This window comes from Schlesneria sphaerica (genome assembly GCF_044336245.1).
In the GTDB taxonomy this organism is placed as follows: Bacteria; Planctomycetota; Planctomycetia; order Planctomycetales; family Planctomycetaceae; genus Schlesneria; species Schlesneria sphaerica.
Genome location: NZ_CP172346.1, coordinates 91583 through 116644 on the forward strand (window position 1 = coordinate 91583; position 25062 = coordinate 116644).

Annotated in this window: 18 protein-coding genes; 13 read left to right on the forward strand and 5 right to left on the reverse strand. The window is 55.6% G+C overall.

Going from position 1 to position 25062, the window contains the following annotated elements; genetic code table 11:
- The first annotated feature begins 6 nt into the window (after nucleotides 1–6).
- The 6 genes from ACGY09_RS00290 (at nucleotide 7) to ACGY09_RS00315 (ending at nucleotide 9431) form a co-directional block, all read left to right on the forward strand.
- Complete coding sequence (locus ACGY09_RS00290; RefSeq protein WP_397570036.1) at nucleotides 7–378, forward strand: STAS domain-containing protein; 372 nt, start codon at nucleotides 7–9, stop codon at nucleotides 376–378.
- A complete protein-coding gene (locus ACGY09_RS00295; RefSeq protein ID WP_397570037.1) occupies nucleotides 375–785 on the forward strand; it encodes an anti-sigma regulatory factor in 411 nt (136 codons plus the stop codon). The genes ACGY09_RS00290 and ACGY09_RS00295 overlap by 4 nt, the downstream gene beginning before the upstream one ends.
- A 4-nt stretch (nucleotides 786–789) precedes the next feature.
- A complete protein-coding gene (locus ACGY09_RS00300) occupies nucleotides 790–1803 on the forward strand; it encodes an ATP-binding SpoIIE family protein phosphatase (RefSeq protein WP_397570038.1) in 1014 nt (337 codons plus the stop codon).
- A gap of 4 nt (nucleotides 1804–1807) precedes the next feature.
- Nucleotides 1808–2719, forward strand: coding sequence for a sensor histidine kinase (locus ACGY09_RS00305; protein WP_397570039.1), 912 nt, complete (start codon nucleotides 1808–1810; stop codon nucleotides 2717–2719).
- Entirely contained in the window at nucleotides 2712–4694 is a 1983-nt protein-coding gene (locus ACGY09_RS00310; RefSeq protein ID WP_397570040.1) for a response regulator, read from the forward strand. The genes ACGY09_RS00305 and ACGY09_RS00310 overlap by 8 nt, the downstream gene beginning before the upstream one ends.
- A gap of 735 nt (nucleotides 4695–5429) precedes the next feature.
- The gene (locus ACGY09_RS00315; RefSeq protein ID WP_397570041.1) at nucleotides 5430–9431 is read left to right on the forward strand and encodes a PAS domain S-box protein; all 4002 of its coding nucleotides are present in this window, start codon (nucleotides 5430–5432) and stop codon (nucleotides 9429–9431) included.
- A gap of 964 nt (nucleotides 9432–10395) precedes the next feature.
- Here the strand turns inward: ACGY09_RS00315 and ACGY09_RS00320 are convergent.
- The gene (locus ACGY09_RS00320) at nucleotides 10396–10950 is read right to left on the reverse strand and encodes a hypothetical protein (RefSeq protein ID WP_373652077.1); all 555 of its coding nucleotides are present in this window, start codon (nucleotides 10948–10950) and stop codon (nucleotides 10396–10398) included.
- A gap of 449 nt (nucleotides 10951–11399) precedes the next feature.
- Between ACGY09_RS00320 and ACGY09_RS00325 the strand changes: the two genes are divergently transcribed.
- The 3 genes from ACGY09_RS00325 (at nucleotide 11400) to ACGY09_RS00335 (ending at nucleotide 15357) form a co-directional block, all read left to right on the forward strand.
- Nucleotides 11400–12281: an NAD(+)/NADH kinase gene (locus tag ACGY09_RS00325; RefSeq protein ID WP_397570042.1), complete on the forward strand. Its 882-nt coding sequence runs from the start codon at nucleotides 11400–11402 to the stop codon at nucleotides 12279–12281.
- Between the two features lie 88 nt (nucleotides 12282–12369).
- Nucleotides 12370–13740 (forward strand): ABC transporter permease, encoded by a 1371-nt coding sequence (locus ACGY09_RS00330; RefSeq protein ID WP_397570043.1) that lies wholly within the window; start codon nucleotides 12370–12372, stop codon nucleotides 13738–13740.
- 75 nt (nucleotides 13741–13815) lie between these two features.
- Nucleotides 13816–15357, forward strand: coding sequence for a UxaA family hydrolase (locus tag ACGY09_RS00335; RefSeq protein ID WP_397570044.1), 1542 nt, complete (start codon nucleotides 13816–13818; stop codon nucleotides 15355–15357).
- 167 nt (nucleotides 15358–15524) lie between these two features.
- Here the strand turns inward: ACGY09_RS00335 and ACGY09_RS00340 are convergent, their stop codons facing one another.
- The 4 genes from ACGY09_RS00340 to ACGY09_RS00355 form a co-directional block, all read right to left on the reverse strand.
- Nucleotides 15525–15923 (reverse strand): DUF4112 domain-containing protein, encoded by a 399-nt coding sequence (locus ACGY09_RS00340; RefSeq protein ID WP_373652073.1) that lies wholly within the window; start codon nucleotides 15921–15923, stop codon nucleotides 15525–15527.
- Nucleotides 15889–16701 carry a hemolysin III family protein gene (locus tag ACGY09_RS00345; protein ID WP_397571915.1) on the reverse strand — a complete coding sequence of 271 codons (813 nt, stop codon included), beginning with the start codon at nucleotides 16699–16701 and terminating at the stop codon, nucleotides 15889–15891. The genes ACGY09_RS00340 and ACGY09_RS00345 overlap by 35 nt, the downstream gene beginning before the upstream one ends.
- A gap of 118 nt (nucleotides 16702–16819) precedes the next feature.
- Nucleotides 16820–18163 (reverse strand): Gfo/Idh/MocA family protein, encoded by a 1344-nt coding sequence (locus ACGY09_RS00350; protein WP_397570045.1) that lies wholly within the window; start codon nucleotides 18161–18163, stop codon nucleotides 16820–16822.
- A 340-nt stretch (nucleotides 18164–18503) separates the two neighbouring features.
- On the reverse strand, nucleotides 18504–19454 hold the full coding sequence (locus ACGY09_RS00355) for a prolyl oligopeptidase family serine peptidase (protein ID WP_397570046.1): 951 nt from the start codon (nucleotides 19452–19454) through the stop codon (nucleotides 18504–18506).
- A gap of 1068 nt (nucleotides 19455–20522) precedes the next feature.
- Between ACGY09_RS00355 and ACGY09_RS00360 the strand changes: the two genes are divergently transcribed.
- The 4 genes from ACGY09_RS00360 to ACGY09_RS00375 all read left to right on the forward strand — a co-directional run bounded on the left by ACGY09_RS00360 (nucleotide 20523) and on the right by ACGY09_RS00375 (nucleotide 25029).
- Nucleotides 20523–21155 carry a hypothetical protein gene (locus ACGY09_RS00360; RefSeq protein WP_397570047.1) on the forward strand — a complete coding sequence of 211 codons (633 nt, stop codon included), beginning with the start codon at nucleotides 20523–20525 and terminating at the stop codon, nucleotides 21153–21155.
- A 320-nt stretch (nucleotides 21156–21475) separates the two neighbouring features.
- Nucleotides 21476–22150, forward strand: coding sequence for a choice-of-anchor E domain-containing protein (locus ACGY09_RS00365; RefSeq protein WP_397570048.1), 675 nt, complete (start codon nucleotides 21476–21478; stop codon nucleotides 22148–22150).
- 833 nt (nucleotides 22151–22983) lie between these two features.
- On the forward strand, nucleotides 22984–24363 hold the full coding sequence (locus tag ACGY09_RS00370) for a DUF1501 domain-containing protein (RefSeq protein ID WP_397570049.1): 1380 nt from the start codon (nucleotides 22984–22986) through the stop codon (nucleotides 24361–24363).
- Nucleotides 24364–24417: 54 nt separating this feature from the next.
- Complete coding sequence (locus tag ACGY09_RS00375; protein ID WP_397570050.1) at nucleotides 24418–25029, forward strand: hypothetical protein; 612 nt, start codon at nucleotides 24418–24420, stop codon at nucleotides 25027–25029.
- The last annotated feature ends 33 nt before the right edge of the window (nucleotides 25030–25062 follow it).

The window sequence follows — 25062 nt, forward strand, 5'->3', positions numbered from 1 at the left end:
ATGGAAATGCAGAGAATTCCAATTCTGAGAATGGGCGATTTGCTTCTGGTGACCATCCAGATCGATATGCACGATCAAGTTGCGATCGCGTTGCAGGAGGACCTGACTTCCATGATTGAAGCGACCGGCGCAAAAGGGGTGCTCATCGATATCTCTTCGCTGGATATGGTCGATTCCTTCATTGGCAGGATGATTGGTCAGATTTCTGACATCTCCAAGATTCTCGACGCACGAGTCGTCGTGGTAGGTATGCAACCCGCCGTCGCTATTACACTTGTGGAGTTGGGGATTACCTTTGAAGGTGTCAAGACCGCCATGAATGTCGATCGAGCGATGCGAATGCTTAGGCTGAGCGACGCAGGAGTGACAGGCCTATGACAGTTGGAGCCACAAAGTCCGAAACGATACCACTGCGGAGTGAACAAGACGTAGTCCTCGCACGTCAGCGCGTTCGCCACTTCGCCCAGCAATTGGGTTTTTCCCTCGTCGAGCAGACGAAGATGGTCACCGCTGCAAGTGAATTGGCTCGGAACACGCTGATTTATGGCGGCGGAGGAGAGATGGTTTGCGAATTTCCCGTACAGGATTTGACCAAGGGGCTCAGGCTGACATTCGTCGACCAGGGGCCTGGAATTCCGGACGTCGAACTGGCAATGACCGATGGATGGACGTCTGGTAAGGGTATGGGTTTAGGTCTATCGGGTGCGAAACGCCTTGTCAACGATTTCCACATTTCAACTGAAGTCGGACAAGGAACACGCGTCACCATAACACGATGGAAATAGATTCATGATTCGGCAATTGGCAATCGATGTCGTCGAGGAGAGCCAGATCGGGGAAGTTCGTCGTCGGGCAGTTTCATTTGGTAAGGCGGCGAATTTTGGAGAGATCGAACATGGAAAATTGGCAATCGTTGTCAATGAACTGGCCCAAAATCTCGTGAAACATGCGCAGAATGGACAAATTCTGCTGCAAATCGCTCCTCTGAGTTCGAACGATGAGGTCGAAGTCATCGCGATTGATTCCGGTCCTGGTATACAAAATATCGGTCAATGCCTGCAGGATGGCTACTCCACGGCTGGTACGATGGGTATGGGCCTGGGAGCCGTTCAGCGTCAGTCAATGGAGTTTGATATCTATTCCCAAGTCGCGACCGGAACCGTGATGGTCGCCCGAGTCGGAAGCGAGCGGAACAGAGCATCCCGGTCTCCTTTTTTTGATGTCGGATCCGTTTCAATTGCGATGCCGGGAGAAGAGGTCTGCGGAGATGCATGGGCCTGCCGGACGATATCGAGTAAAGCTCAGGTGATTGTGGCCGACGGTCTGGGGCACGGCCCACTCGCCCAGGAAGCGGCCCTTTGTGCGACGAACTCTTTCCAGAAGCTGAACTTCGTCGATTCAAAATCAAGCCTGCAGTCAGCGCATCTTGCGTTGAGCGGTACTCGTGGAGCTGCCGCGGCTGTCGCCTGTGTCGACGTCCAACTGAAAAAACTCCAATATGCCGGTGTGGGAAACATCTCTGGAAATCTGATTATCGGTGACCGAGTTTACGGTCTTATCTCGCACAACGGGATTGTCGGGGTGCAGCAGCGAAAGACAGAGCAGTATGAGTACCCGTTGGGAGGTGACGGACTCCTGATCATGCATTCGGATGGCTTGCGGACCCGGTGGTCGCTCACTGACCATCCTGGTCTACGGACACGTCACCCGGCGCTCATCGCGGCGGTGCTCTATCGGGACTACTGCCGCACACGCGATGATGCGACCGTTGTCGTGACGAGATTCCAAACTGTGAGGGAATGAACCAATGCATACAAGTCATTCCGAAGAGTCTCTTTTGGAGGAAAACGTAAGGCTGAAGGCGCAAATCGAGGCTCTTCGCACAGAATTAGCTGAAACTAACACAGGCGTTCTGGCGCTCTATTCCGAGCTGGATGATAAGGCAGCAGAACTGCATCAAGCGTCAATACTGAAAAGTCGATTTCTATCCTATATGAGTCACGAGTTTCGTACGCCTTTAGGAGCGATTCTTAGCCTGTCTCGAATTCTGATGGACCGTCTCGACGGTCCTCTGTCCGAGGAACAGGAAAAGCAGGTGCGGTTCATTCAAAGTTCGGCGGAAGAGCTGACCGTAATGACAAATGATCTGCTTGACCTGGCAAAAGTTGAAGCAGGACGAATCACCGTGTCCCCGGCGTGGTTTGAACTTGTCGACCTTTTCGCTGCACTCCGAGGGATGTTTAAGCCTATCCTCTCTTCCAGCACGGTCAATCTGATCTTTGACGATCCCCAGAGCGTCCCTCGCCTCTACCATGATGATCAGAAGGTTTCTCAAATCTTGCGGAACTTCATTTCGAACGCACTTAAGTTCACGCAGGAGGGAGAAGTTCGGGTGTCAGCGACTCATGAGGATCGACGCTTTGTGGTCTTCACGGTGAAAGATACTGGGATAGGAATTGCTAAAGAACATCACGGATCGCTCTTTAAGGACTTCGTTCAAATTGATTCCCCAATACAGAAAAGATTACGGGGCACCGGATTGGGACTATCGCTCTGCAAACGACTGGCCGAATTGCTCGGTGGCGAAATCATCGTCGAAAGTGAGCTGGGTGAAGGGTCTTCATTCTCTCTTCGACTACCTGTCGAGATGAAGGTAGCGAGCCATCCGGCGGCAAAAGTAGAAGCGTCGCCTGACTCTGTGAGCTCCAGTCATGAGTAATCTTAACGTTCCCAAAGTGATGGTGGTTGATGACAATCCTGCCACTCGCTATTCCACGGGTCGAGTCCTGAAGAACGCGGGATTTGCAATTCTAGAGGCTTCTACGGGCGCGGAAGCACTGAAGATTGCGAGTAAGGGGCCGGACGTAATCGTGCTGGACGTGAACCTCCCGGATATGGATGGGTTTCAGGTTTGCAGAGAACTGCGGTCGATTGAATTATTCAAGCGGACGCCTGTGATCCACCTCTCGGCCACCTTTACTAGCGATGTCGACAAAGTGAAGGGCCTGGAGGCAGGAGCCGATGGCTACTTGACTCATCCAGTGGAGCCCCTCGTCCTCGTGGCAACGGTGAACGCTTTCATCAGAGCCAGGAAGGCCGAAGATGGAATGCTGACGAGTGAAGCCAAGTTTAAGTCGATCTTTGACCAGGTCGCAGATGGGCTGGCTCTATTCAACAAGGACCTCGCGTTTGAAGAGATAAATCAATCGTTACTACAGATACTGAAAATGAAACGTGATGCCGTGCTCGGGCAGCGTCTCATCAAGTTTGCCGCACCCGCCGATCAAAACCTGCTGAAGCAGATTGCGTTGCAGCTTGAGTCTCAGAACTCCTGGCAGGGGAGCTTTCCACTTACCGATTCAACCGGAAGAAACATTGAGATCGATTGGAGGTTTTGTGCCCATTCCGACCCAGGAATCTGGTTGGCTATTGCCCTTGACGCCACAGAACGGATCCGGGTGGAAACTGAACGAGAGCAACTACTCGAGAGTGAGCGAGTGGCACGTGCTGCGGCAGAACGCGCAAATCATCTTAAGGATGATTTTCTTGCCACATTATCGCATGAGCTACGCACTCCGCTAAGCGCAATCGTCGGCTGGGCCCAGGTTCTTAAGTATGCGGGGGTACTTCCAGAGCACGAATTGGCCGAAGGCGTTGCTGCGATTGAGAGAAACGCCAAAATACAGACTCAACTTATCGACGATCTCTTGGACGTGTCCCGTATTACTTCGGGAAAGCTTCATCTCGAAGTTAAACCTGTGAATCTGAGTGAGATCGCTGAAGGGGCGTTAGAATCTCTGGCTCCCGCAATTCGCGCGAAAGAAGTTGAAGTCATTCGCCATTTCGCCTCAGATACGGGAGCCGTGACCGCTGACGCTTCTCGTCTGCAGCAAGTGATCTGGAACCTTATCAGCAATGCCGTCAAATTTTCAAAGCCGGGTGGCTCCATCGTGGTGACGGCGCAGGGGGATGATTCTGCGGTTGAGCTCTCAGTGATTGATCATGGTTCAGGGATCGCGACCGATTTTCTTCCGCATATTTTTGAACGCTTCCGTCAAGAGGACGCAAGCTCCACTCGCAAGCACGGTGGACTCGGGCTAGGGCTTTCAATTGTCAAACATCTCGTTGAATTGCATGGAGGAACAGTTCGAGCACATAGCGAGGGACCGGGTACAGGTGCAGAATTCATTATTCGCTTACCTGTCACGTCCAACACCGTCCCTGACCAGCCGTCGATTGAATCGCAACTGTCTTCAGGACCAGATCTCGTTTCCAACTATCTTGCTGCGGGCAATATCGCGGGGACGAAAGTGCTGGTGGTGGACGATGACGCCGACACTCGAGTCCTCCTGCAACGGCTATTACGCGACTGCCACGTTGAAGTCACGACTGCGGCAAGTGTGGCAGAAGCACTTGAGTATGTTGAGCAAATTCGGCCTCAAATTCTCATCAGCGATATCGGAATGCCAAATCGAAACGGCTATGACCTCATGCGTGAAATCCGAGATCGCGGGATCGATCTTCACCGCCTCCCAGCCATTGCTCTGACCGCTTTTGCCAGGTCAGAAGATCGTCGTAAGGCGTTACACGCTGGGTTTCAGTTACACTTGAAAAAACCTGTGAACCCGGCCGAACTCGTCAGCGCAATTTCGAGCCTATTGAGGAAGCCCCAAGTGACCAACGAGGCACACTGATCTGCAGTTTTGAAGTGAATGACCCTTCAAAGCTCTTGTTGTGTTCAGAACGCCCAACCAAGCGCCCAAAAATGTTGCGAGGGCCCTGACGATCTGTTGCTTACTGGGTTTGACTGGCGCTTCAAGAACAGAAATATCAAACGCTCCTGTGTGATGGCGCCTTGGCTCAGTGCGTCTCAGGACGAGTCCCATCGCCGCAAAAGGACTCGATTTATAATCCCGTCTGTGATCGAATACTGTTTTATGGCACCTTCAGGCACCTGCAAGCCACGCACGTTACACCCCGATCGGCCCCTTTCTTGGTACACTTCGATTTCGTCTCGGCCGTCCTCATCTTCGATAGTGCCGTTTGGAAGAATTGTGGTAGCCGCAGTCACCGACAAATCGTCGATACGCTGAGTACGCCATTTCATGCAGTGGTCAAAGAAGGATGCGAAAAGTGCTCGACAGAGGTGGTTAGGAATTGAGGAGCGAGGGCGAGCCTGCTCACTAGCAATTCCGGCGCTGGCATTCTAATTGCTCGAATCGCGGTACTGGAATAAACGACTGATCGCGCTTTTTGACCAATCTCCCGTCTCGCGAACAGGGCTCTTCGTAACGAGTCTAGCCCGGGTGACGCGAGATCCCACAACACACAGATGGCTTGAACTGCCGAGTTGGAATGAGAGAATGCATTTGCAGCATCGCGACATCCACCGGCGGGCCACGTCACTTCGAGGTCTTGGCTGACCACTTATGACCTTTGCGACCTCTGACGAGCGCGCGTTAGGCGACGCGCAACGAGCGACATGGATTGACTACGGATTCGCGATTGCCGCGGTTGCGACCGCGACTCTTGTGCGCCTGCTCCTTGACGCTGCGCTTGGTAACGACTACCCGTTCATCACCTTCTTCGGAGCCGTTGCCGCTGTTGCCTGGGGGGGACAAACTCGTCCGGCTCTCCTGTGCATTTTCGCCAGCGGAACCGCAGCTTCGTATCTTTTCATACCGCCAAGGTATTCATTTCTGCCGTCCGATATTGGAACAATTGTCGGGCTGGCTCTCTTCGGTGTGATTGGTGCTGTCATGGTGGCGATGGGGCATGCACTGCGTCTTGAGCGGAGGCGAACCGCGAAGTTGATCGACCAGGCGCGAATTCAGGCCGACGAATTCCGCCGCACCGCAATGCGGGAAGCGGAACAGCGGGAACGGTTGGGAACAACGCTCAACAGCATTGGAGACGCTGTCATCATCACTGATAAGATGGGGAACGTGATCAGCCTCAACCCCGTCGCCGAGTCATTGACGGGATGGACTAGCAGCGAGGCAATGGGGCTGCCACTGACAGATGTCTTCCACGTTGTCCACGAGCGAAGCCGCCAGCCGATCGAAAACCCCGCATTAAAGGCGATCAACGCAGATATCGTCGTCGGGTTGACTAATGACATTGTTCTCATCAGTCGAGATGGGGCGGAACGACCAATTGACGACAGTGCGGCACCGATCCGGCACGGGGATAAAGAGATCGTCGGTTGTATCCTCGTCTTCCGCGACATCAGTGATCAGAAAGCCCAACAGCAGGCGGTCGCCGCCAGTGAGGCACGACTTCGAAGGGTTTTCGAGTCGAACGTGGTCGGTATGATCCGCTGGGATCTTGACCGCAGTCTGATCCTGGACGCGAATGACACGTTCCTCCACATGACCGGTTATACCCGCGACGACATTTCCGCAGGGCGTCTGAACTTCCGCGATATGACTCCGAGTGAATGGCGTTCTCGCAATGAGGAAGGCATCCGCACCATCCGAACGGAAGGTCATGCCATGCCCTACGAGAAGGAGTACTTCCGCAAAGATGGTTCTCGCGTGCCCCTGATTATCGCCGGGACGCGCTTTGATGACTCGCCGTCCGAAGGGATGTCGCTCATCATCGATATTTCCGACCGGATTCGCGCAGAGCAGGAAATTGCTCGCATGGCTGCGGAATCGGATCGTCAACGGCGACTCTATGACACCGTCTTGTCGAACACGCCTGACTTCGTCTATGTCTTCAGCCTGGATCACAGGGTTCTCTACGCCAACGACTCTCTCATCAAAATGTGGGGACGGGGCCGGGATGGGGCGATCGGCAAAACATTTCTTGAGATCGGTTATGAGCCGTGGCATGCCGAGATGCATGAACAGGAAATTGATCGAGTCAGGGCCACCAAACAGGCGATCCGGGGTGAGGTCCCCTTCACCGGAACGAATGGACGACGACTTTATGAATACATCTTTGTGCCGGTCTTCGGGGCCGACGGCGAAGTGGAAGCTGTCGCAGGAACGACCCGTGACGTGACTGAGCGGCGGGAAGCGGAAAAGGCAATTCGATCCACGGAAGAGCGATTGAGAACCGCCTTGACTGCGGCCCGAATGGTCGCCTGGGAGTGGACCCCCGGTAACGGAAAACTTCGAGTATCTGCGAATGCGGCGGACGTCTTCGGCCTGCCAGAAGGGGAAAGCTTAAGGGGCATTGACCAGGGGCTGGCATTGCTGCATCCCGACGACGTCGGACAGTATCAGGCCACCTTCCAGCAGGCGATTGAAACCCGAGCCGGTTACCTCACGTGCTATCGTTTAATCCGCCCCGACGACGGTCGGACGATCTGGATTGAGGAACGCGGACACACCGTCTTCGACCAGCCTGACGGCGGTGTGAGGTTGTTCGGTGTCGCGATGGATGTGACCGAGCGGAAACGCGCGGAAGAGCAGCAGGCGTTTCTCGTTCGTCTGGCGGATACGTTGCGACCTCTGTCAGATCCGGTGGAAGTCCAGTTGAAGGCCAGCAGACTACTGGGTGAATACCTGAAGGCGAACCGAGTCGTTTACTTTGAGATTCGCGATGATGAGTACATTATTGAGCAGGATTACACATCCGGTGTCAGTCCACTGGCCGGACGGTATCACGTCTCGGTGTTCGGCCCTTCTCTTCACAAAGTGTTGCTGGATGGCCACACGAATATCGAGTCGGATGCAACCACCGAACCCGGGCGGTCAGCAAGTGAGCGGGCGGCATTTGCGGGGATCCAGGTTCGAGCTCATGTGGACGTTCCCCTGGTCAAAAGTGGCCGTTTTGTGGCGGGGTTAACGGTCCATTTTTCGGAACGACGAGACTGGACACGGGAAGAAGTCGCTCTCATCCAAGAAACTGCTGAACGGACGTGGACCGCGGTTGTGAAGGTCCGCGCTGAAGTCGCATTGCGTCAAAGTGAAGAGCAGCGGCGCTTGGCACTCGACGCGGCTGAGTTGGGGGCGTGGCATCGCGACCTGGTGACAGGCAATTTTACGACAGACGAGAGATTCCGTGTCATCGTGGGGGGCTCAACCGAACCGATGGATTACGAAGCGACCTTCCTTCGCATTCATCCGGATGACCGTGAACGGGTCCAAAAAGCGGTGTCGGCAGCCACCAGTTCCGTGGATCGAGCACTTTACAATGAAGAATACAGGGTCGTTAACCCGGACGGTGCGGTGCGCTGGGTCTTGGCTAAAGGAAAAGCCAATTATGATCGCGAGAGACCTGAGCGGCTGGTGAGTTTTGATGGGACGGTTGCGGATATCACGGCTCGTAAATTGATCGAAGAAGAGCGTGAGCGACTGGTGGGCCAGCTACGTGAAGCTGACCGGCGAAAGGACGAGTTTCTGGCGACGCTGGCTCACGAGCTCCGTAACCCGCTCGCCCCGATTCGGAACGGCTTGGAAATCCTTCGCCTTGCTGGTGCGACGGGGACGGTTGACGAGGCTCGCATGATGATGGAACGCCAACTGGGTCAGATGGTCCGGTTGGTGGATGATTTGCTCGATGTGAGTCGTGTCACACGCGGAAAATTACAACTCCGGCGGGAGCGACTGGAACTTCGTTCCGTGATCGACGCTGCACTGGAGACCACTCGACCTGTGGTGGAGCAGGCGGGCCAGGACCTGGTTGTCTGTCTTCCAGAAACACCGGTGTATGTCGAAGGGGACTTTACTCGCCTGGCGCAGGTCATCTCGAACCTGTTGACCAACTCCGCTAAGTACACGCAGCGAGGCGGTCACATTCGTCTCAAGCTCGTCAACGATGACGACACGGCGGTCATCTCGGTCGCAGACGACGGCATCGGCATCCCGCCGGAAATGCTCTCCGAAGTCTTCGAGATGTTTATCCAAGTGGATCGGACGCTCGAAAAATCGACGGGGGGGCTGGGGATCGGACTGTCACTGGTGAAGGGACTCATCGAGATGCACGGCGGCTCGGTCCAGGCGAAGAGCGAAGGAGAAGGCAAAGGGAGCGAATTTTCGGTCCGTTTACCCACCCTTCCGTCGAGCGTCGAAGTGCCTCATGTGGATAACGGAGTGGTTGATCACGCTGTCCCGTCAGACAGTCGCCGGATTCTGATTATCGACGACAACGCAGACTCCGCGAACTCGCTCGGCAAGTTTCTCGAAATCATGAACAACGAGGTCCAGATTCGTTACGACGGCGAAACCGGGATCGCCGGGGCCGATGAATTTCGGCCGGGGGTGGTGGTCTGCGATATCGGAATGCCGAAAGTGAATGGCTACGACGTTGCCAGACGAATTCGAGCCGAGCCCTGGGGACGTGACATGATTCTGATCGCTCTCACGGGTTGGGGGCAGGAAAACGACCGGAAAAAAAGCTCTGACGCCGGATTCGATTATCATCTCGTCAAACCGGTCGAACCTGCTTCGCTGATGAAGCTGATCGCAGTCGATCCCTAGCTTTCCCGACTTCGAAATTCATCCTTCTGCCGGTTACCTGTACTACTCGTTGTGCACGCCGCAGGAGAGAGCGTACCATACGTCGGTCAGGCGATCAGAGGAAACTTCTTGTCAGGCACGAGTCAGGCCCAAATCTGCTGGAAGCTTCGTCGATTCTGCATGCAGGAAAACGCAGCCTGAACGGACCATGTTGAGCAAGTCGATGGAACCACGACGTTCACTTGTGGACCGGCAACGTGGAACGAGAAGTCTGAATGAATTGTGGTACCGACCCGGCGAGTGCCGCGCTTTGGGATCCGCCGCCTCACATCAATGCAGCGAGATTCCATGACCGAACCGTATTGTCCCAGCCCGCCGACAGCAACCAACCCGAATCTGGCGTAAACGCCAATCTCGGACCAGGCCCGTGTGTTCGCTCAGGCTTGAGATCTCTTCGCTTGCCGCCACATCCCAGACGTGGATGCCGCAGTTGACTTTCGACTCATGTCCGCCACGATCATTTCCGCCCCCCCGGCCGCAAGTAATCAACCACCGGGACTGAAGGTACAGCAACGCGTCGAATCTGGAGATGTCAATCTTCATGCCGCATGATTACTAGCCACCCGGCCCCCGGCGGCAAATCGCCGTTCAGGTTCCGTTGCGACACCGCGCATGGGTCTGGGCCAGGGTAATGCACGACCTGACCGCACACACGTTTGGTCAGTCATTGCCGTTCATGATGATGGTGATTTCTCCCGTCGAGCAGTTACCGCCGCTGGGGAGAGTGTTGTGACTGAGGAGAACGGCAATCGCATGCGATGGGGATTCGGCGGGCGATGCGGCTTCCAGGTCGCGTTCGACCTCTTCATGGGAGCTCCGTCATTTTAAGCGGGTGCAACCGGCGCACAGCGCGTAAAAAACACCCCATGCCGAGGGGACATGGGGTGCTTCGTAATTCATCGAATCTCGAGGCAGGCTCTTGGGACTACTCGAGGATGGTCTTGGTTTCGCTGACCAGCTTGGCGATGGTTTCGTTGTTGAGGTCGGAAGCGTTCAGGCCCTGGCTGACCTTGACCTTACCATCGACCCACATCATGACGGTGACGTCGGCTTTGGTGTTGATCTTGTAGCCGTCTGGACCTTTGGTTCCCTTGAAGGTGGTCAGTGGCATCTGGCTGATTTTGTGCTTTTCAGCAGCGGCGGTGAGGCTGGCAGCGGCCTTTTCTGGATTCTCAGACATCAGCACGACAAAACCGGCCATCTTCTGATCACGGTTCTTGGCGACGACGTTGTCGAGTTCCTTCGACAGCTTGGCAACTTCTTCGGTCATTTCTTTTGCGAAGATGCTGACAACTGGCTGGTTTCCGTAGCGGCAGCGATAGCAGAGTTCATCACCGTCTTTGTTTGGCCCGGTCACGTCTTTGACGTTGAATGCGGGAACGCCCTTTCCCTTTTCAAGACCTGACTGGATTTCTGCGGCCATGGCGAAGCTGGCAGTGGCGACAAGCACGGCTGCAAACGTTGCGAAACACTTCTTCATCGATGATTCCTCCGTCGAACAATTCAGTATTCGAAACCTCATGGTGCCAGCAAGATTCCACTCGCACCCCACAACAGCCATTGTACAAAGTTGGATTCAATCGTCGAGCGACACGTAGGGTTTCAACGGTTTTAACACCAATGCCGGACCCGCACAGATGTCCAATCAAACTCACGTCCCATTCTGTTTTCGTCGAGATTGCGCCTGAAGTAATTTCCTTCGCAGGACGAACCTGAATTCCAGCTGAGGGCTCGGACGGGTAACCTGCCCGATGCGGGGACAATGTGACGTCGTCATCGTCCTTCGGGTATGGCTCACGCGGAAGGAAGCCGATGTGTATTATGAGACTCTTCGTCGGAGGATCTGAGCGAGTTGTGTCACTGTGTTTCTCTGCATCGGGGGTTCGTTGACCATGTTCGAGCGACTGACTTCGATTGAGCCTCTTACCGATGCGTAACCCCACAAAACTTTACCTGGCATTGACCAGCCGATCCGATGGCGACGCCGTAGACTCAATCCGTCCGGCCATCATCGAGTTTCTGCGGAACCAGGCGGACGTTGAGCTGGATGTCTTCGGCACGCCAGATGAATTGGATATCGGTGACAAACATTTTGATATCGTGATCGTCCTGGGGGGCGATGGAACGATCTTACGGACGTGTCGACAATTGGGGGCAAAGCAACGTCCTATCCTGGGGGTCAATCTCGGACGTCTTGGATTCCTTGCTGACCTGTCACCGGACGAATTTCAGGTGATGTTCCCCCGTTTTCTGGCGCGCGATTACCAGGTGATTGACCACCTGATGTTTGAGTGCCGACTCATCCGTGAGGATGGAACCGAGCAGCGGCACTTGGGGCTGAATGAAGTGTCAGTCCTCACCGGTTCCGCATTGCGAATCCTGCACATTCGTCTGGCAATCAATGGTGAGATCGTTACGACGTACCGGTGCGACGGTTTGATCATCAGTACTCCCGTGGGATCGACAGCGCACAGTCTGGCTGCGGGTGGACCGCTGCTGCGTCAGGACCTGCAGGCTTTTGTGATCACGCCCATCTGTCCGCACACCTTGACCAATCGTCCGCTGGTTGACCGAGCCGATTGTGTCTACACGCTGACTCTGCCCGAAGTCCCTCATGGGGCGACGCTGGTGATCGATGGCCAGATCAAGGAACGGCTGCAAGAGGGAGACCGGATCGAAATCCGGCGGGCCGATGTGAGCTTTCAACTTGCGCGGCTGCTCGATCACAGTTACTACGACACGCTCCATCGCAAGTTGGGCTGGGGTGGGCAGACTGTTTACGAAAAGCGTTCCAACCTGAAGGGCTCGTGAAACGTTGAATTTCCCTCGCTCCGGAGAGCTTCGTATACTATTGTGAGTTGGCCAAGCCGACCGCCAATGAACTTTACTCGAGCGAACCATGCCCTTTTCCGAAACAATCCGGACGATTCGACTGGCAATGAAGAGCTTGCTTCTGCACAAGCTCCGGTCGGGCCTGACAATGCTCGGGATCGTGTTCGGGGTCTTCTCTGTGATCGCGATGCTCGCGATCGGCGAAGGTGCCAGTGCTCAGGCTCAACAGCAGGTCCTGGCGCTGGGGGCAACTAATATCATTATTCTCACCGTGAAGCCCCCGGCAGATACCCAGTCTTCGGGCAGCGGTGGCAATCGTGGTGGACGCTCTGGCTTCGTTGTTCCGCAATACGGTCTGCTGAGAAGCGACTATGATTTGTTGACGAAGACGATCCCGACGATTACCGGCGCCGTCCGCATGCGTGAAATCGTCAGCGAAGCCCGGTATCTGCAGAACACGATCAACGCGCGTCTGGTGGGAAGCACTGCAGAATACATGGACATGAACCAACTGGTGGTCATGCGGGGCCGTTTTCTCACAAATGAAGATGAGGACCTGGTGGCGAACGTCGCGGTCCTGGGAGCGGAAACCGCGGCGACGCTCTTCCCGTTCGAAGATCCGATTGGCAAAGCGGTCCTGGTCAGAAACGCCCGTTACATGATTGTCGGGGTGATGAAGTCGCGTACCTCATCGGCAGCCATCGGGGGGAGCTTTTCGGGGCAGGAGTACAACAAGGATATCTACATTCCTCTCAGCACTTTCCGAAGCCGGATCGGGGACATGGTATTCACCCGCATGAGTGGAACGTTCTCTGCAGAGCAGGTGGAACTCAATCAGATCACGCTGAAAGTGCGGTCGCGGGACGATGTGGTTCCGACGTCGGAAGTGGTGAAAGAATCACTGAAGCGGACGCATGCAGGAAAGGCTGACTTTGATGTCATCGTCCCGCTGGAACTGCTGAAACAGGCCGACCAGATTCGTCAGATCTTCAATATTGTGCTCGGTTCGATCGCTGCCATCAGTCTGGTGGTGGGTGGCATTGGCATCATGAACATCATGCTGGCGACCGTCACCGAACGGACGCGTGAAATCGGGATTCGTCGAGCGCTGGGAGCACGTCAACGTGACATCATCAACCAGTTTCTCATGGAAACAATTGTGCTTTCCGGTGCCGGGGGGATTATCGGCATTTTGATGGGACTGGCGACGCCATTGGCGTTTTTCGGGATCAAGCACGTGGTGCAGAACTACATTCTCGATCGAACTTCGGGCGATTCGCCGATGGCCAAGATGTTCACCGATATGGAACCCCGGATCGCGATCTGGAGTCTTCCAGTCGCGTTTGGGATCTCGGTGTCGATCGGAGTCATGTTCGGAATCTATCCCGCCCGTTCTGCCGCCCGGATGGACCCCATCGAAGCGTTGCGGCACGAATAAGATCTGGCCATGATTTGAATCCCTCAACGACACCGATCGTCCGTTGAAATCTCTCTTTGTAAATCGGAACTGAAGATGGGTCCCTCGCCGTTCGTTCGTTTGCATCTGAATGATAATATCGCCGTGGCCGCGAGGCATGTTCCGCTGGGAACATCGTTCCGGTTTGACGACTCGAACGAGTTCTTTGCTCGAGAAGCGATCGACATGGGGCACAAGATTGCCTTACAGCCGATCGAACAAGGGCAACCAATCAAGAAGTTTGGCCAGACAATCGGATTTGCCTCGCAGCCGATCCCGGCCGGAAGCTGGGTCCATGTCCACAACGTCGTCGCAGGTAATCTGAGCCTCGACTACGCATTCTGTTCGGAAGTCCCCCCCGAACCGAGTCTGATCGAAGGCCGTACGTTTCAGGGGTATCGCCGGCAGAACGGCAAGTTCGGGACCCGAAACTATATCGGGATTGTCTCGACCGTGAACTGCTCGGCAACGACCTCCAAGTATGCAGCGGACAAGTTCAACCAGGAATTGCTTGCCGAATTTCCCAATGTCGACGGGGTCGTGCCCCTGATCCACAAAGGTGGCTGCGCCATTCAATACGGTGGTGAGGACCATCAGCAGTTGACGAGAACTCTGGCGAATGTGGCCCGCCATCCTAATATCGGTGCCTACATCGTCATCGGACTGGGCTGCGAGACTGCTCAAGCGTCGTTCCTGATGGAGAACGGGGGCCTGCTGCAACTGGGGAACTCCCCTTCCCCGAATCAGCCGCTGGTGATGAACATTCAGGATCAGGGAGGTGTTGCCAAGACGGTGGCGCGGGCGGTGGCACAGATTCGCGAAATGCTGCCGGAAGTGAATCGGGCCCGTCGCGAGGCGATTCCGGTTGCCGAGCTGATGCTGGGACTGGAATGTGGTGGAAGCGACGGCAACAGTGGTACGACGGCGAATCCAGCATTGGGTTACTGCAGCGACATGCTGGTCGCACACGGCGGGACTTCGGTCCTTTCGGAAACGCCCGAAATCTACGGTGGCGAGCACCTGCTGACGCGGCGATCCGTCACACGTGAAGTGGGCGAGGCACTGCTGGAACGAATTCGGTGGTGGATCGATTACACCGCTAAGTTTGGTCAGCGGATCGACATCAATCCATCGGTCGGCAACAAGAAAGGTGGCCTCACCACCATCTACGAAAAGTCGCTCGGAGCCATCGCCAAGGGAGGAACTTCTGCTCTCAAGGGAGTCTACCTTTACGGCGAAGCGATCAATCAAAAAGGATTCGTCATCATGGACACCCCCGGCTACGACCCCGCGTCGGTGACCGGGCTGGTCGCTGGGGGAGCACATGTGGTCTGCTTTACCACGGGCCGCGGAAGCTGTTACGGGTGCAAGCCGGTTCCAACAATCAAGATTGCCACGAATACCCCGATGTATGACCGGATGATTGATGACATGGACATCAACGCAGGCAAAATCCTGGACGGTGTTCCGCTGAAAGAAGTCGGACGCGAGATCTTCGAAGAAGTCATCGCCGTCGCCAGCGGTAAGAAGACGAAGAGTGAACTGCAGGGGATCGGCGACGAAGAATTCCACCCATGGACGTTTGGTCCTACAACCTGATCCCGGATCTGGCCGTAACCGCCGGCGAGTGAATCAAATGATTCTCTCGCTGTGACGTGAGAACAACCATCCCCTGAAGCAATCAATAAACGCTTCAGGGGACGTTTTCCTTCGATTGGCGTGGTCTCTTGACCGATTCGTTACACGATCGGTCCGAGCTCACCCTGTCATTTCGACTGGCCGCTGAAATGGCGATTCAGGAGTGCCATGTTCTTGCGGTTGGCCTTCCAGGCGGCGTCAAAGACGTCGCCCACCAGTGGAACGGCACCCACTGAAACGTCGACAACGACGTTCCACATCATGCGTGCAATCAGCCACTTGGGAGCGCCGAGCCGTTGAGCTTCGCGGACCAGCCAGATGGAGATTCCTCCACTCACGAAGTCGCCGATGCCGGGGACAAGTCCGATCAGGGCATCCAGGCCGAACTGGATGTTCGTTCCAGGCAGTTTGAACTGTCCGTCCAGAAGTTCAGCAATTGCCTGAAGCTGCTGAATCCGCTGTTGACGCTCCGAGTTCGAGATGACCTCGGGTTCAACAGTCGCTTTTTTCGTAGTCGGACTGATCACCTCGACTTGCGTCGAGGGACGCCGATTGATCACAAAAGGGTTCAGAGTTGCCATAGTCGTTTTCCTTCACCGTGAGCGAGGGACGCCGAATCTCTGCGGGGCCGTGTCCGCAAGCAAACTGACTGACAAACTGCCAATGCAATGCCAAACCGCATAAAACCGCGACATGCCAGATTTCGTGCGAACCGATCAAGCCAGGAACGAGCGCCGGATCGCGGCGGATCAGGACAATCGCTCCGATGGTGTAGGAGAGTCCCGAAAGGACGGCGGGTTTCACGAATTTCCAGCCATAACGCCGCCAGAGGACGATTGCGGAAAACACGCTGCCCCAGCCGAACAGCAGAAAGAATGCGATTCCCGTCACCCCGGGCGACGTCCCGCAGAACAATAATCGCCAGAGTATTCCGGTGACGGCGACGAACCAGATCAGTGCCAGCGCTCCCCAGCGCGCAAGGCCAGTGAAAAGGATCGTATGAACGGGAGTCATACTCCCTGCAATCAGGAGAAATACGGCGGCCACGTCAGCCCGCAAAAAGAATTCTCTGAGGGGACCGGGCCAGAAAATATGGTAGGTGCCGCTGAGAAGTAAGAGGATCACTGTTGCGATCCCAAACGTGGCCAGGCCGGCGACCCGGACGGGATCACCTCTCCCTTGCCTGATCAAGGGGATCGTTAATCCCGCAAAGACGCCTGCGCCCAGGTAATGACTCAGAGAACAAAATGGCTCACGAACTCCCAGCCAGGGCCAGACGTCGATCGGGTGGATATCGGGTGTCAGACTGACGCCTCCTTTTGCATCTCCGCTTCAACAGCCGCTTATTGCGATCACGATCACTTAAATGGTCAGGGCCCGGACTCCCACGCCATTCTGTCGCCTGGCCCGACTTGTTTCAGTGTCATTCTGGCAGTTCGTACGGCTTGCGGTACTGGCTCCTCAGCCATTGGTTGGCTGATTCATTGTTGGTGAATCGTTCCGTGCTGGCGTCCCATTCCAAAAACGATTTGGTCCTGTGAGCGATATTGGCGATGAGTGCGGCTGACGTGCACCGATGCCCGTATTCGATATCGCAAGGAGGCAACTGCCGCGTCTTGACGCTGTCGAGGAACGTGCGGGCATGGTCCGCATCGCGAACCACCCCTGCGGCCTTCTGCGGTTCGATGACAGGCGCCTCGCCGACGCGCCATTTTTCCAGATGGCGTCCGATGGGGGAACGGACCGCGAACTCATTCGGAGCGAGTTTGTCGGGCACAATCTCAAACCCGTGGGTGCTGAAATACATTGTTCCCTTGGTACCGCGGAACTCGATTTCGCACGGCTGACCGCTCGGAGATGCTCCGTTGGCGTTGATCTGGGTGAACATGACGAGAGTGTCGCTGGGGTAATGCCAGACGACTTCCATGGTGTCGGGAATGTCGCGGTTGTCGAAGTTGGCAAACTTTCCGCCCATCGCCATGACGGCAAGAGGAGCGTCGACTCCCAGTGAACGATGAATCTGTGCGAGATAATGCACACCCATATTCGTCAGTTGTCCGCCCGAAAAATCAGAGAACCAGCGGAAACGGTAGAAAGTTCGATTCTTGTTGTATTTGCGTTTCCTGGCGGGGCCCGTCCATGCGTCCCAGTCGAAGTCCTGTGGTGGTTCTTCGTCGGGAGGATTACCGATTCCCTTGGGCCATTCGTTCTGGACGTGGAAGCATCTGACAACCGTCACTTTGCCGATGGCTCCGTCGCGGATCAGCTCTGCGGCGACCCGGCAATGCTCGGAGGACAGACGCTGAATTCCGACCTGGGCAATCCGATGATTCTCGCGAGCCGCCTTCACCATGGCCCGTCCCTCATTGACGTAGAGTGACGCAGGCTTTTCGACGTAGACATCCTTGCCAGCCTGGCACGCGTGAATCATCTGAAGTGCATGCCAGTGGTCTGGGGTGGCAACGACCACGGCGTCGATGTCGTTTCGGTCCAGCAATTTTCGATAGTCGGTGAACTGTTCGGGACGGGTGCCGATCCGGCCCGCAGCGTACTCGCGATACGGCTCGTGCAGATCACATAAGGCAACAACCTCACAATCCTGCTGAGCGAGAAAACCGCTGAGGACCTGATCACCCCGGTTGCCCAGTCCAATGAATCCGACTCGCACCCGTTCATTCGCACCGAAAACGCGTTGCGAACTGGCAGCCGTCGCGACGGCCGCAGCGATCGTGGTTTTAGCAAACGTTCGACGGGAGATCCCAGACATCGATTGATCCTTAACCGAAGGAATAGAGACACTCGAAAATCGACATGACGTTAACACGAATGAGAGATCGCTGATGCCAGTTTCCCTTGGCCTGCAACCTTTTCCAATACTGATCTGACGAGATTTGCCCACAGCAACCGTTTCGGCGTCGGTCTCGTCTCGTTGCATCCGTCCGGGGACCGCGAGCGGGCGAATGAAGAGATGGCAATGGACGCGTCCTTTTCGCCGTCACTCCATTCGGAGCCTCATACGAGTGAGGGAGCTCGACCTGTAAGTGACGGAAGTAAACCCGGCAGCGGTTGCGGGTTTTCAATGCCTCCGCCTCCGCGACTGCACACGGTTATTCCTTGTCTTGGGCTGGTTGGGCCAGGTGTTTGTCGAACCAATCTGCCAGCGTCAGCAGATCCTTGCCGATGTCGGCCCATCCGTGCCCCTGTCCCTTTTTGACCACGAGTTCACAGGGGACGTCATTTTCCTTGAGTTTTTCGATGATGATTTCGGCTTGCTGAATGGGAACCAGGAAGTCCGCATCGCCGTGAACGATCAGTGTGGGGGCATCGTCCTTGGAGACGTGGTTGACCGGCGAAATTGATTTACCGATCTCGATAATGCGATCTTCGTCGGTGATCGGGATAAAGGCCTTTTTCGCCTCGTCATAGACGTGAAAATCGAAGGGGGCGCGGAAGTCCTTGAGAATTCCTCGTCCGAGTGCGTTTTCCCCCGGTTTGCCGTAGTTCAGAAAATCGGTTGGCGGAAAGAAGCAGGCGACGGCCTGGACGCGACTTGATTCGCGTTCGACCGGATCTGTCGCGGCGGAATTTCCCTCAGTTCCTGCTGTACCGATCATCAATGAAATGTGGCCACCGGCAGAAGCTCCGCAGATCCCGATTCGATTGGGATCGATCTTGTATTCGGCGGCTCGACTGCGAATGAACCGAATCGAGCGGTTCATGTCTTCGAGGACTTCAGGGATCGTGAACTTGGGCTGGCTGCCATGCACGACCGTGAAGACGGTGTAGCCCCGCTTCAAAAATTCATTGATGAAGCCAAGGTTGATATGGTCGTGAGACGAATACCATCCGCCACTCACCACAAAGACAATGGCTGCCCCCTTGCCCGGCTTTCCCTCGTCGGACTTGGGGCTGAAGACATCCAGGGTCAGGGCCGTGCCGAACTTACGACCGTAGATCACGTCCTCTTTTCTTGTATGTGGTTCCTGCGCAATCGACGCGGTCGATGTCCATTGCAGTACGACGGTCAGGCACAATCCAAGGGTGAGAAACTGCTTCATCAATAGCTCCCTGCAGGTCTTTGGGACACGAGGCAAAATCAGCGACGAACGGCAGACGCAACGCATAAAGGTCGTTGCCTAAGCTACCCCGAATTCCGCCGGTTCCGCAAACGAATGATCGCGACTGATCTGTTGAATTCAGGACGCTTCGCTTCGGTCCACATGTTCGGTACCGGGTCGACTCCGATGCCCCCGACCGCCCTATCCGTCAGCCCGTTGTCGTGAGCCGGAGGTCGCTGCTACGCAGAAGAACTTCGCCGCTGGCTGAACGCAATGCACGAGACGACTGGGGACCTAACCGGTTTACAACCGCGATTGGCGGTCCGGGAATGACATGGGAAAGCCGTAAGGGACAGGGCAGCGCAGGAATGCTCAAACGAAGCCGACACGTCTCAGGAGATGGGCGGGACAGAATCGTCGGGTTGCTGTTGACCTCGCCCCTGCGAAATCGACCTGTCGACGGAGTGAGTCGCCACTCCGTTTTGAACCTTTTCGGTCTGTGTTGATGCGGATTTCTGAAGCTTTTCCGGACAGAATGGATCGCGGACAGAATGGTCGAAATACCCTGCTTTGACCGAGCGAATTCACGGTTTGGAAGTTTTCATAAATAATTCTGAAAAATTCGGTGGCCGATTCGGACGACCGGTCTAGACTCAGAACGTGGTCGGAAAGAAATGAGTCGCACAACCCGAGACGTCTTCCAAAGGTCACCGGGATGGAGCACAAAGGCATTAAGCCTTCATTGATTTCAAGATCAATCCCGCGAGTGATGACTCCCGGGAGCGCATCCAGCGAAGACAACAACTTCTGTGTCGTTCGCTGAGCATGCGACGCTCGATCTGGTTTACGGTCCTGAACTCTGGTCGTGAATCGAATCTGTTTGCGTTCGGGATCATCGTCCGTCTTGTGTGCCCTGGCCTCATGTGAAGGCCCGGCGTGCGCTTTGTGCGTTGTTGCTATGTCGTGTTGTTAACGATTTTAACTTTCAATCTTTGTGACGGAATTCGGTGGCTGATGCTGCAGCACCCGAAATTGACAGTCACCAATAAATCCAGGAAGGGCCTGCAAATGTTGAACTGGAAGAATCTCGCGACGCTGTCCGCTCTGTATGCCTTCGGGGCCTCTCAAGCTCAGGCGGAAGTTGTTCTGGAGCTTGCTCCACGAATTCAATTCGCAGAGATCACTCCAGACGGTGTTCAATCAAAAGCAGCTCTCTCGACCGCGACGGTGGTTGGGTTTGATCTGGAATACCGTGCTGCCCAGTTCCCAAACGCGGCCGAATTGCTCGCTAATGATCTGCACGATGCGAAGCTGGTTCCTGAAAAAGAAATTCTGAGTCCCCGTGGACCACGCAAGAGTGCGATGCCTGCTTTCGACTACACGAAAGGTGGCCTGGGATTCAAAGAGACCGGTCGGTCTGTCACCCAGTTGGCTGCCGTGTCGCCAATCCCACCGGCTGGTTCGGAGAGTGAGCCAGTCTCGATGTTCGGACAGTTCGCTCAACGCTGGAAGAATTCTCCCAGCAGCGAATTGAGTGGAAGTCACGCGAGTGCGGGTGAGCAAGGAGCGACTGATCTGTCCCAAGCCGCGGTGAAGTCTTCGGGGATGCCGCTGATTGGCTACGGGGCCGCGAGTGCGTCGCTGATGGGTGTCGCAGTTGGAATGCGACGACGATGGCTGGGGAAGCGTGTTGCTGAATAGTGGTGAGTGGTCTGACCTTTCGTCCGGCGACGCACAGTCGGGACGGTGCACGATCCCGAAATCTCAAACAGGGATCGTGCAATGAGTGAGACGTGACCGGGCCTTCCACCAAATGTGGGATGCCCGGGTAAACGTCTTTGATCGCTGCGCTGATCGAAGCCGGGGGCTCGACCGTGATTCGCTCAGACGCCGAATGGTAACGGGATGTGCCAGGGTTAACGAGCCTGATTGGGGTTCGATGCTCGATCGTTTAGGAAGACTCGGAAAGCATTGGGAGTTCCGAGAATGTTCGACAGGTGTTGCTGGTAAGGTAGAGCTCTATGATGTTGAAAAAAACTCTTCTCGTTGCATTGATGGCCGTGGTTGCGGTGTTGCAGAACGGTCAGGCCGATGCTGGCATCGTCAGCTATTCGGCCACCGTGTCTCCGCAGCCGACGTCGTTTGAAGAGATGGTGTCGCTGCAAAAGTTTGATTCGTCACTGGGAACGTTGACGGGGGTGACGGTGTCATTCAGTGCCGACGTCAATGTCGTCGTCTCGGTCGCGAATTTCACCGGCAAGAGTCAGGGATTCACCAACGCTCAGGCAGCGGTTCCGTTCAGCGTGATCGCTCCCGATGGGTCATCGGTTTCGGGAACTGCGACCGCTTTCTTCGGTTCCGGAACCGTTGCGTCAGGAATTGGCCCGTACAACTTCCCAGGCACCCCGACTCACACCACGGGGCAGTATACTGTTGCCTCATCCAACTGGTCTGATTTTATCGGCACTGGGGTGGCTTACGCCGATTTCAAGTTTGTTGGGAGCGAAGGTACGTTCAATGGAACTGCTGCCAATGGCGTCTACTTCGGGGGAAACGCGATCGCCAGCGGTGAGATTACGATCACCTACGAGTACACGTCAGTTCCCGAACCGTCAACTTTTGCACTCGGTGCGACGGGACTGGCCGCCGCGGGGTTTGGATTTGCCCGACGGCGACGACAGACGCAAGCTGTCTGATTGACACTTGCGCTGAATGAGCGCGGACCTCGGGATCGACGTGGTCGTTCACGTTCCGATTTTTTTTGATTGCCACTGCATCGTCTTTCAACGCTGCAGTGGCATCTTGCGCTTCGTCTTCAGATTGAATGCGTATGCCGCCGCACCCTTTAGGAACTGTGCGCTCTCCGGGGATCTCGAAGGATCATCGATTCTGAACTGCCGCAGCGGCTGAATCGATAACCTGTATTGACCCTGGTCCTTCGTTTCAAACGAACGCCCTTTGCGCCGCGCGATCTCTCACCCCATGGCACGGCAGGTTCATTGTCTCTCGCGACCTCTTTCACGCGCTGTCTGACACTCGGAAAACGCGATCCATGACTTTCGCGGAAAGTCGCTCGGTCCGCTGCAGCAATCTGCGTTGCTCGTCCCAGTCGATCCAGGTCTCTGAGGATTCTGGGACTTGCTGTCGATCCCCCTGGCCTGCACATTCCCTCAGGGGACTGATTTCCGTACGGGGGGAAAACCGATAACAGAACCGTCACTGACGGAACTCCGATGGCAACCCGCTAGAGAAATCGGGGCCAGAACGGGCAGGTTGGTCTGATCTCGAAGTTTTTCAGTTCGAATATTGTCGTCATGGGGCCGGACGCCCGGTGCAGAGCAATCGACCGTCTAGCGTCGCCATCTGGCTCCCTGTCAGGAGTTACAAAACGAGGACGACGTCGTGTACGCATGGCAATCGCACTTGTTCCCGGCATTCATTACGAGTATGAATGAAATATTGACGACGTTGCTGAACCCTGCCGGTAAAAATCCACTGTATTTCCCACCGACTCCCGCGAGGTTTTCTGATGATTCAACCCCGTTTTGAACTCAGCCGCCGTCAAGTCCTTCGTATCGGTGCAGCAGGCGTCGCAGGAAGCGTACTCCCTTGTGCGTCCCGTAGAGCTTCAGCGAATCCGTCATACCGTACTGGTCGAGCCAAATCCGTGCTATTGGTGTTGCTCAGTGGCGGCCCCAGTCAGCTTGATATGTTTGACCCCAAACCGAATGCCCCGGCGGAAATCCGCGGAGAGTTTTCGTCGATTGATACGGCCATTCCCGGGGTTGCCGTTTGCGAACATCTGCCTAAGTTGGCCGAACAACTCGGTCGGTGGTCGATGATTCGTTCGCTGTCGCATGTCGAACACAATCATCTGCTGGCGACTCATGTGGCTCTCACCGGTCGACCGACCCCCATTCCTCGCGGCGGAAGCGACCTGGACCGAGTGGAATCGCGGTTTGATTTTCCGAACTTTGCGTCGGCCCTGGATTGGATGCGGCCACGGAATGATGGCATTCCGAATGGGGTCTCACTGCCGAATTACTTTATCGAAGGTCCACTGACCTGGCCCGGACAGTATGCGGGATTTCTCGGTCCGAAACACGACCCGTGGCAGATCAACCAGGACCCAAACGACCCCAACTTTGGTATCGATTCGCTTCGACTGCAACCGGGTGTTACGTCACCCCGTTTGATAGCTCGACAGCAGTTGCTGGAGGAAATGAATCGCAGCCCTGTCTCGCGCGACTCAGGCGGACGGATGAATTCATTCGGCGAGCAGCAGGAACTGGCGCTGTCGCTGCTGACTTCAGACCGGGTTGCCAAGGCATTCGATATTCATCGTGAAGATCCGGAAGTCCGTGAACGTTACGGTCGAAACAAGTTTGGTCAGTCCCTCCTGCTTTCGCGTCGATTGATCGAGGCGGGGGTGCCGATCGTTCAGGCTGCGATGGGAATCGTGCAGACCTGGGACACACACGTGGATAACTGGGGGCGCCTCAAGAATACGCTGCTGCCGCAACTCGACCGGGGACTTGCTGCGCTGATGGACGATTTGTCGTCTTCCGGGTTGCTCGATCAGACAATGGTGATGGTCATGGGCGAGTTTGGCCGTACGCCTAGAATTTCGATGCTTCCGGGTGAGTCGGTCCCCGGCCGTGACCATTGGGCACATGCCTATTCCGCTTTGTTTGCGGGAGCGGGAATCCGGGGTGGACAAGTGATTGGCCAAACCGATGAGATTGCCGCTTATCCGACGACGCGTCCCTGGTCTCCCGCGGACGTCTGCACGACACTATTCGATGCATTAGGGGTCAGCCCGGAAGAGTTAATCATGGATCCGCTCGGCCGACCAAACCATCTCATGAACGGAGAAGTCATTCAGCCCCTGTATACCGCAGCGAGTTGATGATTGACCGTTCCTGACTGGGAATTCGCTTTCTACTACTGAGGAGTGACGACAATGTTGCGAGTAATGAGTCTGATTGCCCTGTTGGGAACTTTTTCTGCCGGGATGGCGATGGCCCAGGAGAATGCCGCCCCGAGCGAGGCGGAAAAGACCGCGATCGCTGAAGTTCGCAAATCAGGTGGTCAGGTGATGGAACTGGCACAGAATGATTCGCGGCTGGACGTCGCATTCCATCTGGCCGACGGCAAAATCACCGACGAGAGCCTTGCACCACTTAAGAACCTCCCTCGGGTTGCACAACTGAACCTTCGCGGACGGGAAATTACCAGCGCCGGACTGGCACACCTGAAAGACCTCAAGGGACTCGTCCGACTGCACCTGGAGAAAACCAAGGTGACCGACGAGGGACTCGAGAACCTCAAGGGGCTCGAGAACCTCGAGTATCTCAATCTCTACGGAACCGCTGTCACCGATGCCGGACTGAAGCACCTCCATGGATTGAAAAAGCTCAAAAAGCTGTATCTCTGGCAGACCCAGGTGACCGACGCGGGTGTTGCAGAACTGAAGGCTGCGTTGCCAGAAATTCAGATTATTCGAGGAGTTGACCTCGCGAAACCAGCAGAAGAAAAGAAGGCTGAAGAACCCAAGCCGGAAGAGAAGAAGTAATTGCGTCAAAATGGGCTGCAGTAGCGGTGAGCG

Excerpts from the sequence above, each read along its gene's own strand:
- ACGY09_RS00335 (WP_397570044.1), top strand. The coding sequence starts at position 13,816 with ATGGGTCCCTCGCCGTTCGTTCGTTTGCATCTGAATGATAATATCGCC.
- ACGY09_RS00295 (WP_397570037.1), top strand. The coding sequence starts at position 375 with ATGACAGTTGGAGCCACAAAGTCCGAAACGATACCACTGCGGAGTGAA.
- ACGY09_RS00305 (WP_397570039.1), top strand. The coding sequence starts at position 1,808 with ATGCATACAAGTCATTCCGAAGAGTCTCTTTTGGAGGAAAACGTAAGG.
- ACGY09_RS00290 (WP_397570036.1), top strand. The coding sequence starts at position 7 with ATGCAGAGAATTCCAATTCTGAGAATGGGCGATTTGCTTCTGGTGACC.
- ACGY09_RS00375 (WP_397570050.1), top strand. The coding sequence starts at position 24,418 with ATGTTGCGAGTAATGAGTCTGATTGCCCTGTTGGGAACTTTTTCTGCC.
- ACGY09_RS00370 (WP_397570049.1), top strand. The coding sequence starts at position 22,984 with ATGATTCAACCCCGTTTTGAACTCAGCCGCCGTCAAGTCCTTCGTATC.
- ACGY09_RS00320 (WP_373652077.1), bottom strand. The coding sequence starts at position 10,950 with ATGAAGAAGTGTTTCGCAACGTTTGCAGCCGTGCTTGTCGCCACTGCC.
- ACGY09_RS00330 (WP_397570043.1), top strand. The coding sequence starts at position 12,370 with ATGCCCTTTTCCGAAACAATCCGGACGATTCGACTGGCAATGAAGAGC.
- ACGY09_RS00350 (WP_397570045.1), bottom strand. The coding sequence starts at position 18,163 with ATGTCTGGGATCTCCCGTCGAACGTTTGCTAAAACCACGATCGCTGCG.
- ACGY09_RS00310 (WP_397570040.1), top strand. The coding sequence starts at position 2,712 with ATGAGTAATCTTAACGTTCCCAAAGTGATGGTGGTTGATGACAATCCT.
- ACGY09_RS00360 (WP_397570047.1), top strand. The coding sequence starts at position 20,523 with ATGTTGAACTGGAAGAATCTCGCGACGCTGTCCGCTCTGTATGCCTTC.
- ACGY09_RS00355 (WP_397570046.1), bottom strand. The coding sequence starts at position 19,454 with ATGAAGCAGTTTCTCACCCTTGGATTGTGCCTGACCGTCGTACTGCAA.
- ACGY09_RS00365 (WP_397570048.1), top strand. The coding sequence starts at position 21,476 with ATGATGTTGAAAAAAACTCTTCTCGTTGCATTGATGGCCGTGGTTGCG.
- ACGY09_RS00325 (WP_397570042.1), top strand. The coding sequence starts at position 11,400 with ATGCGTAACCCCACAAAACTTTACCTGGCATTGACCAGCCGATCCGAT.
- ACGY09_RS00315 (WP_397570041.1), top strand. The coding sequence starts at position 5,430 with ATGACCTTTGCGACCTCTGACGAGCGCGCGTTAGGCGACGCGCAACGA.
- ACGY09_RS00300 (WP_397570038.1), top strand. The coding sequence starts at position 790 with ATGATTCGGCAATTGGCAATCGATGTCGTCGAGGAGAGCCAGATCGGG.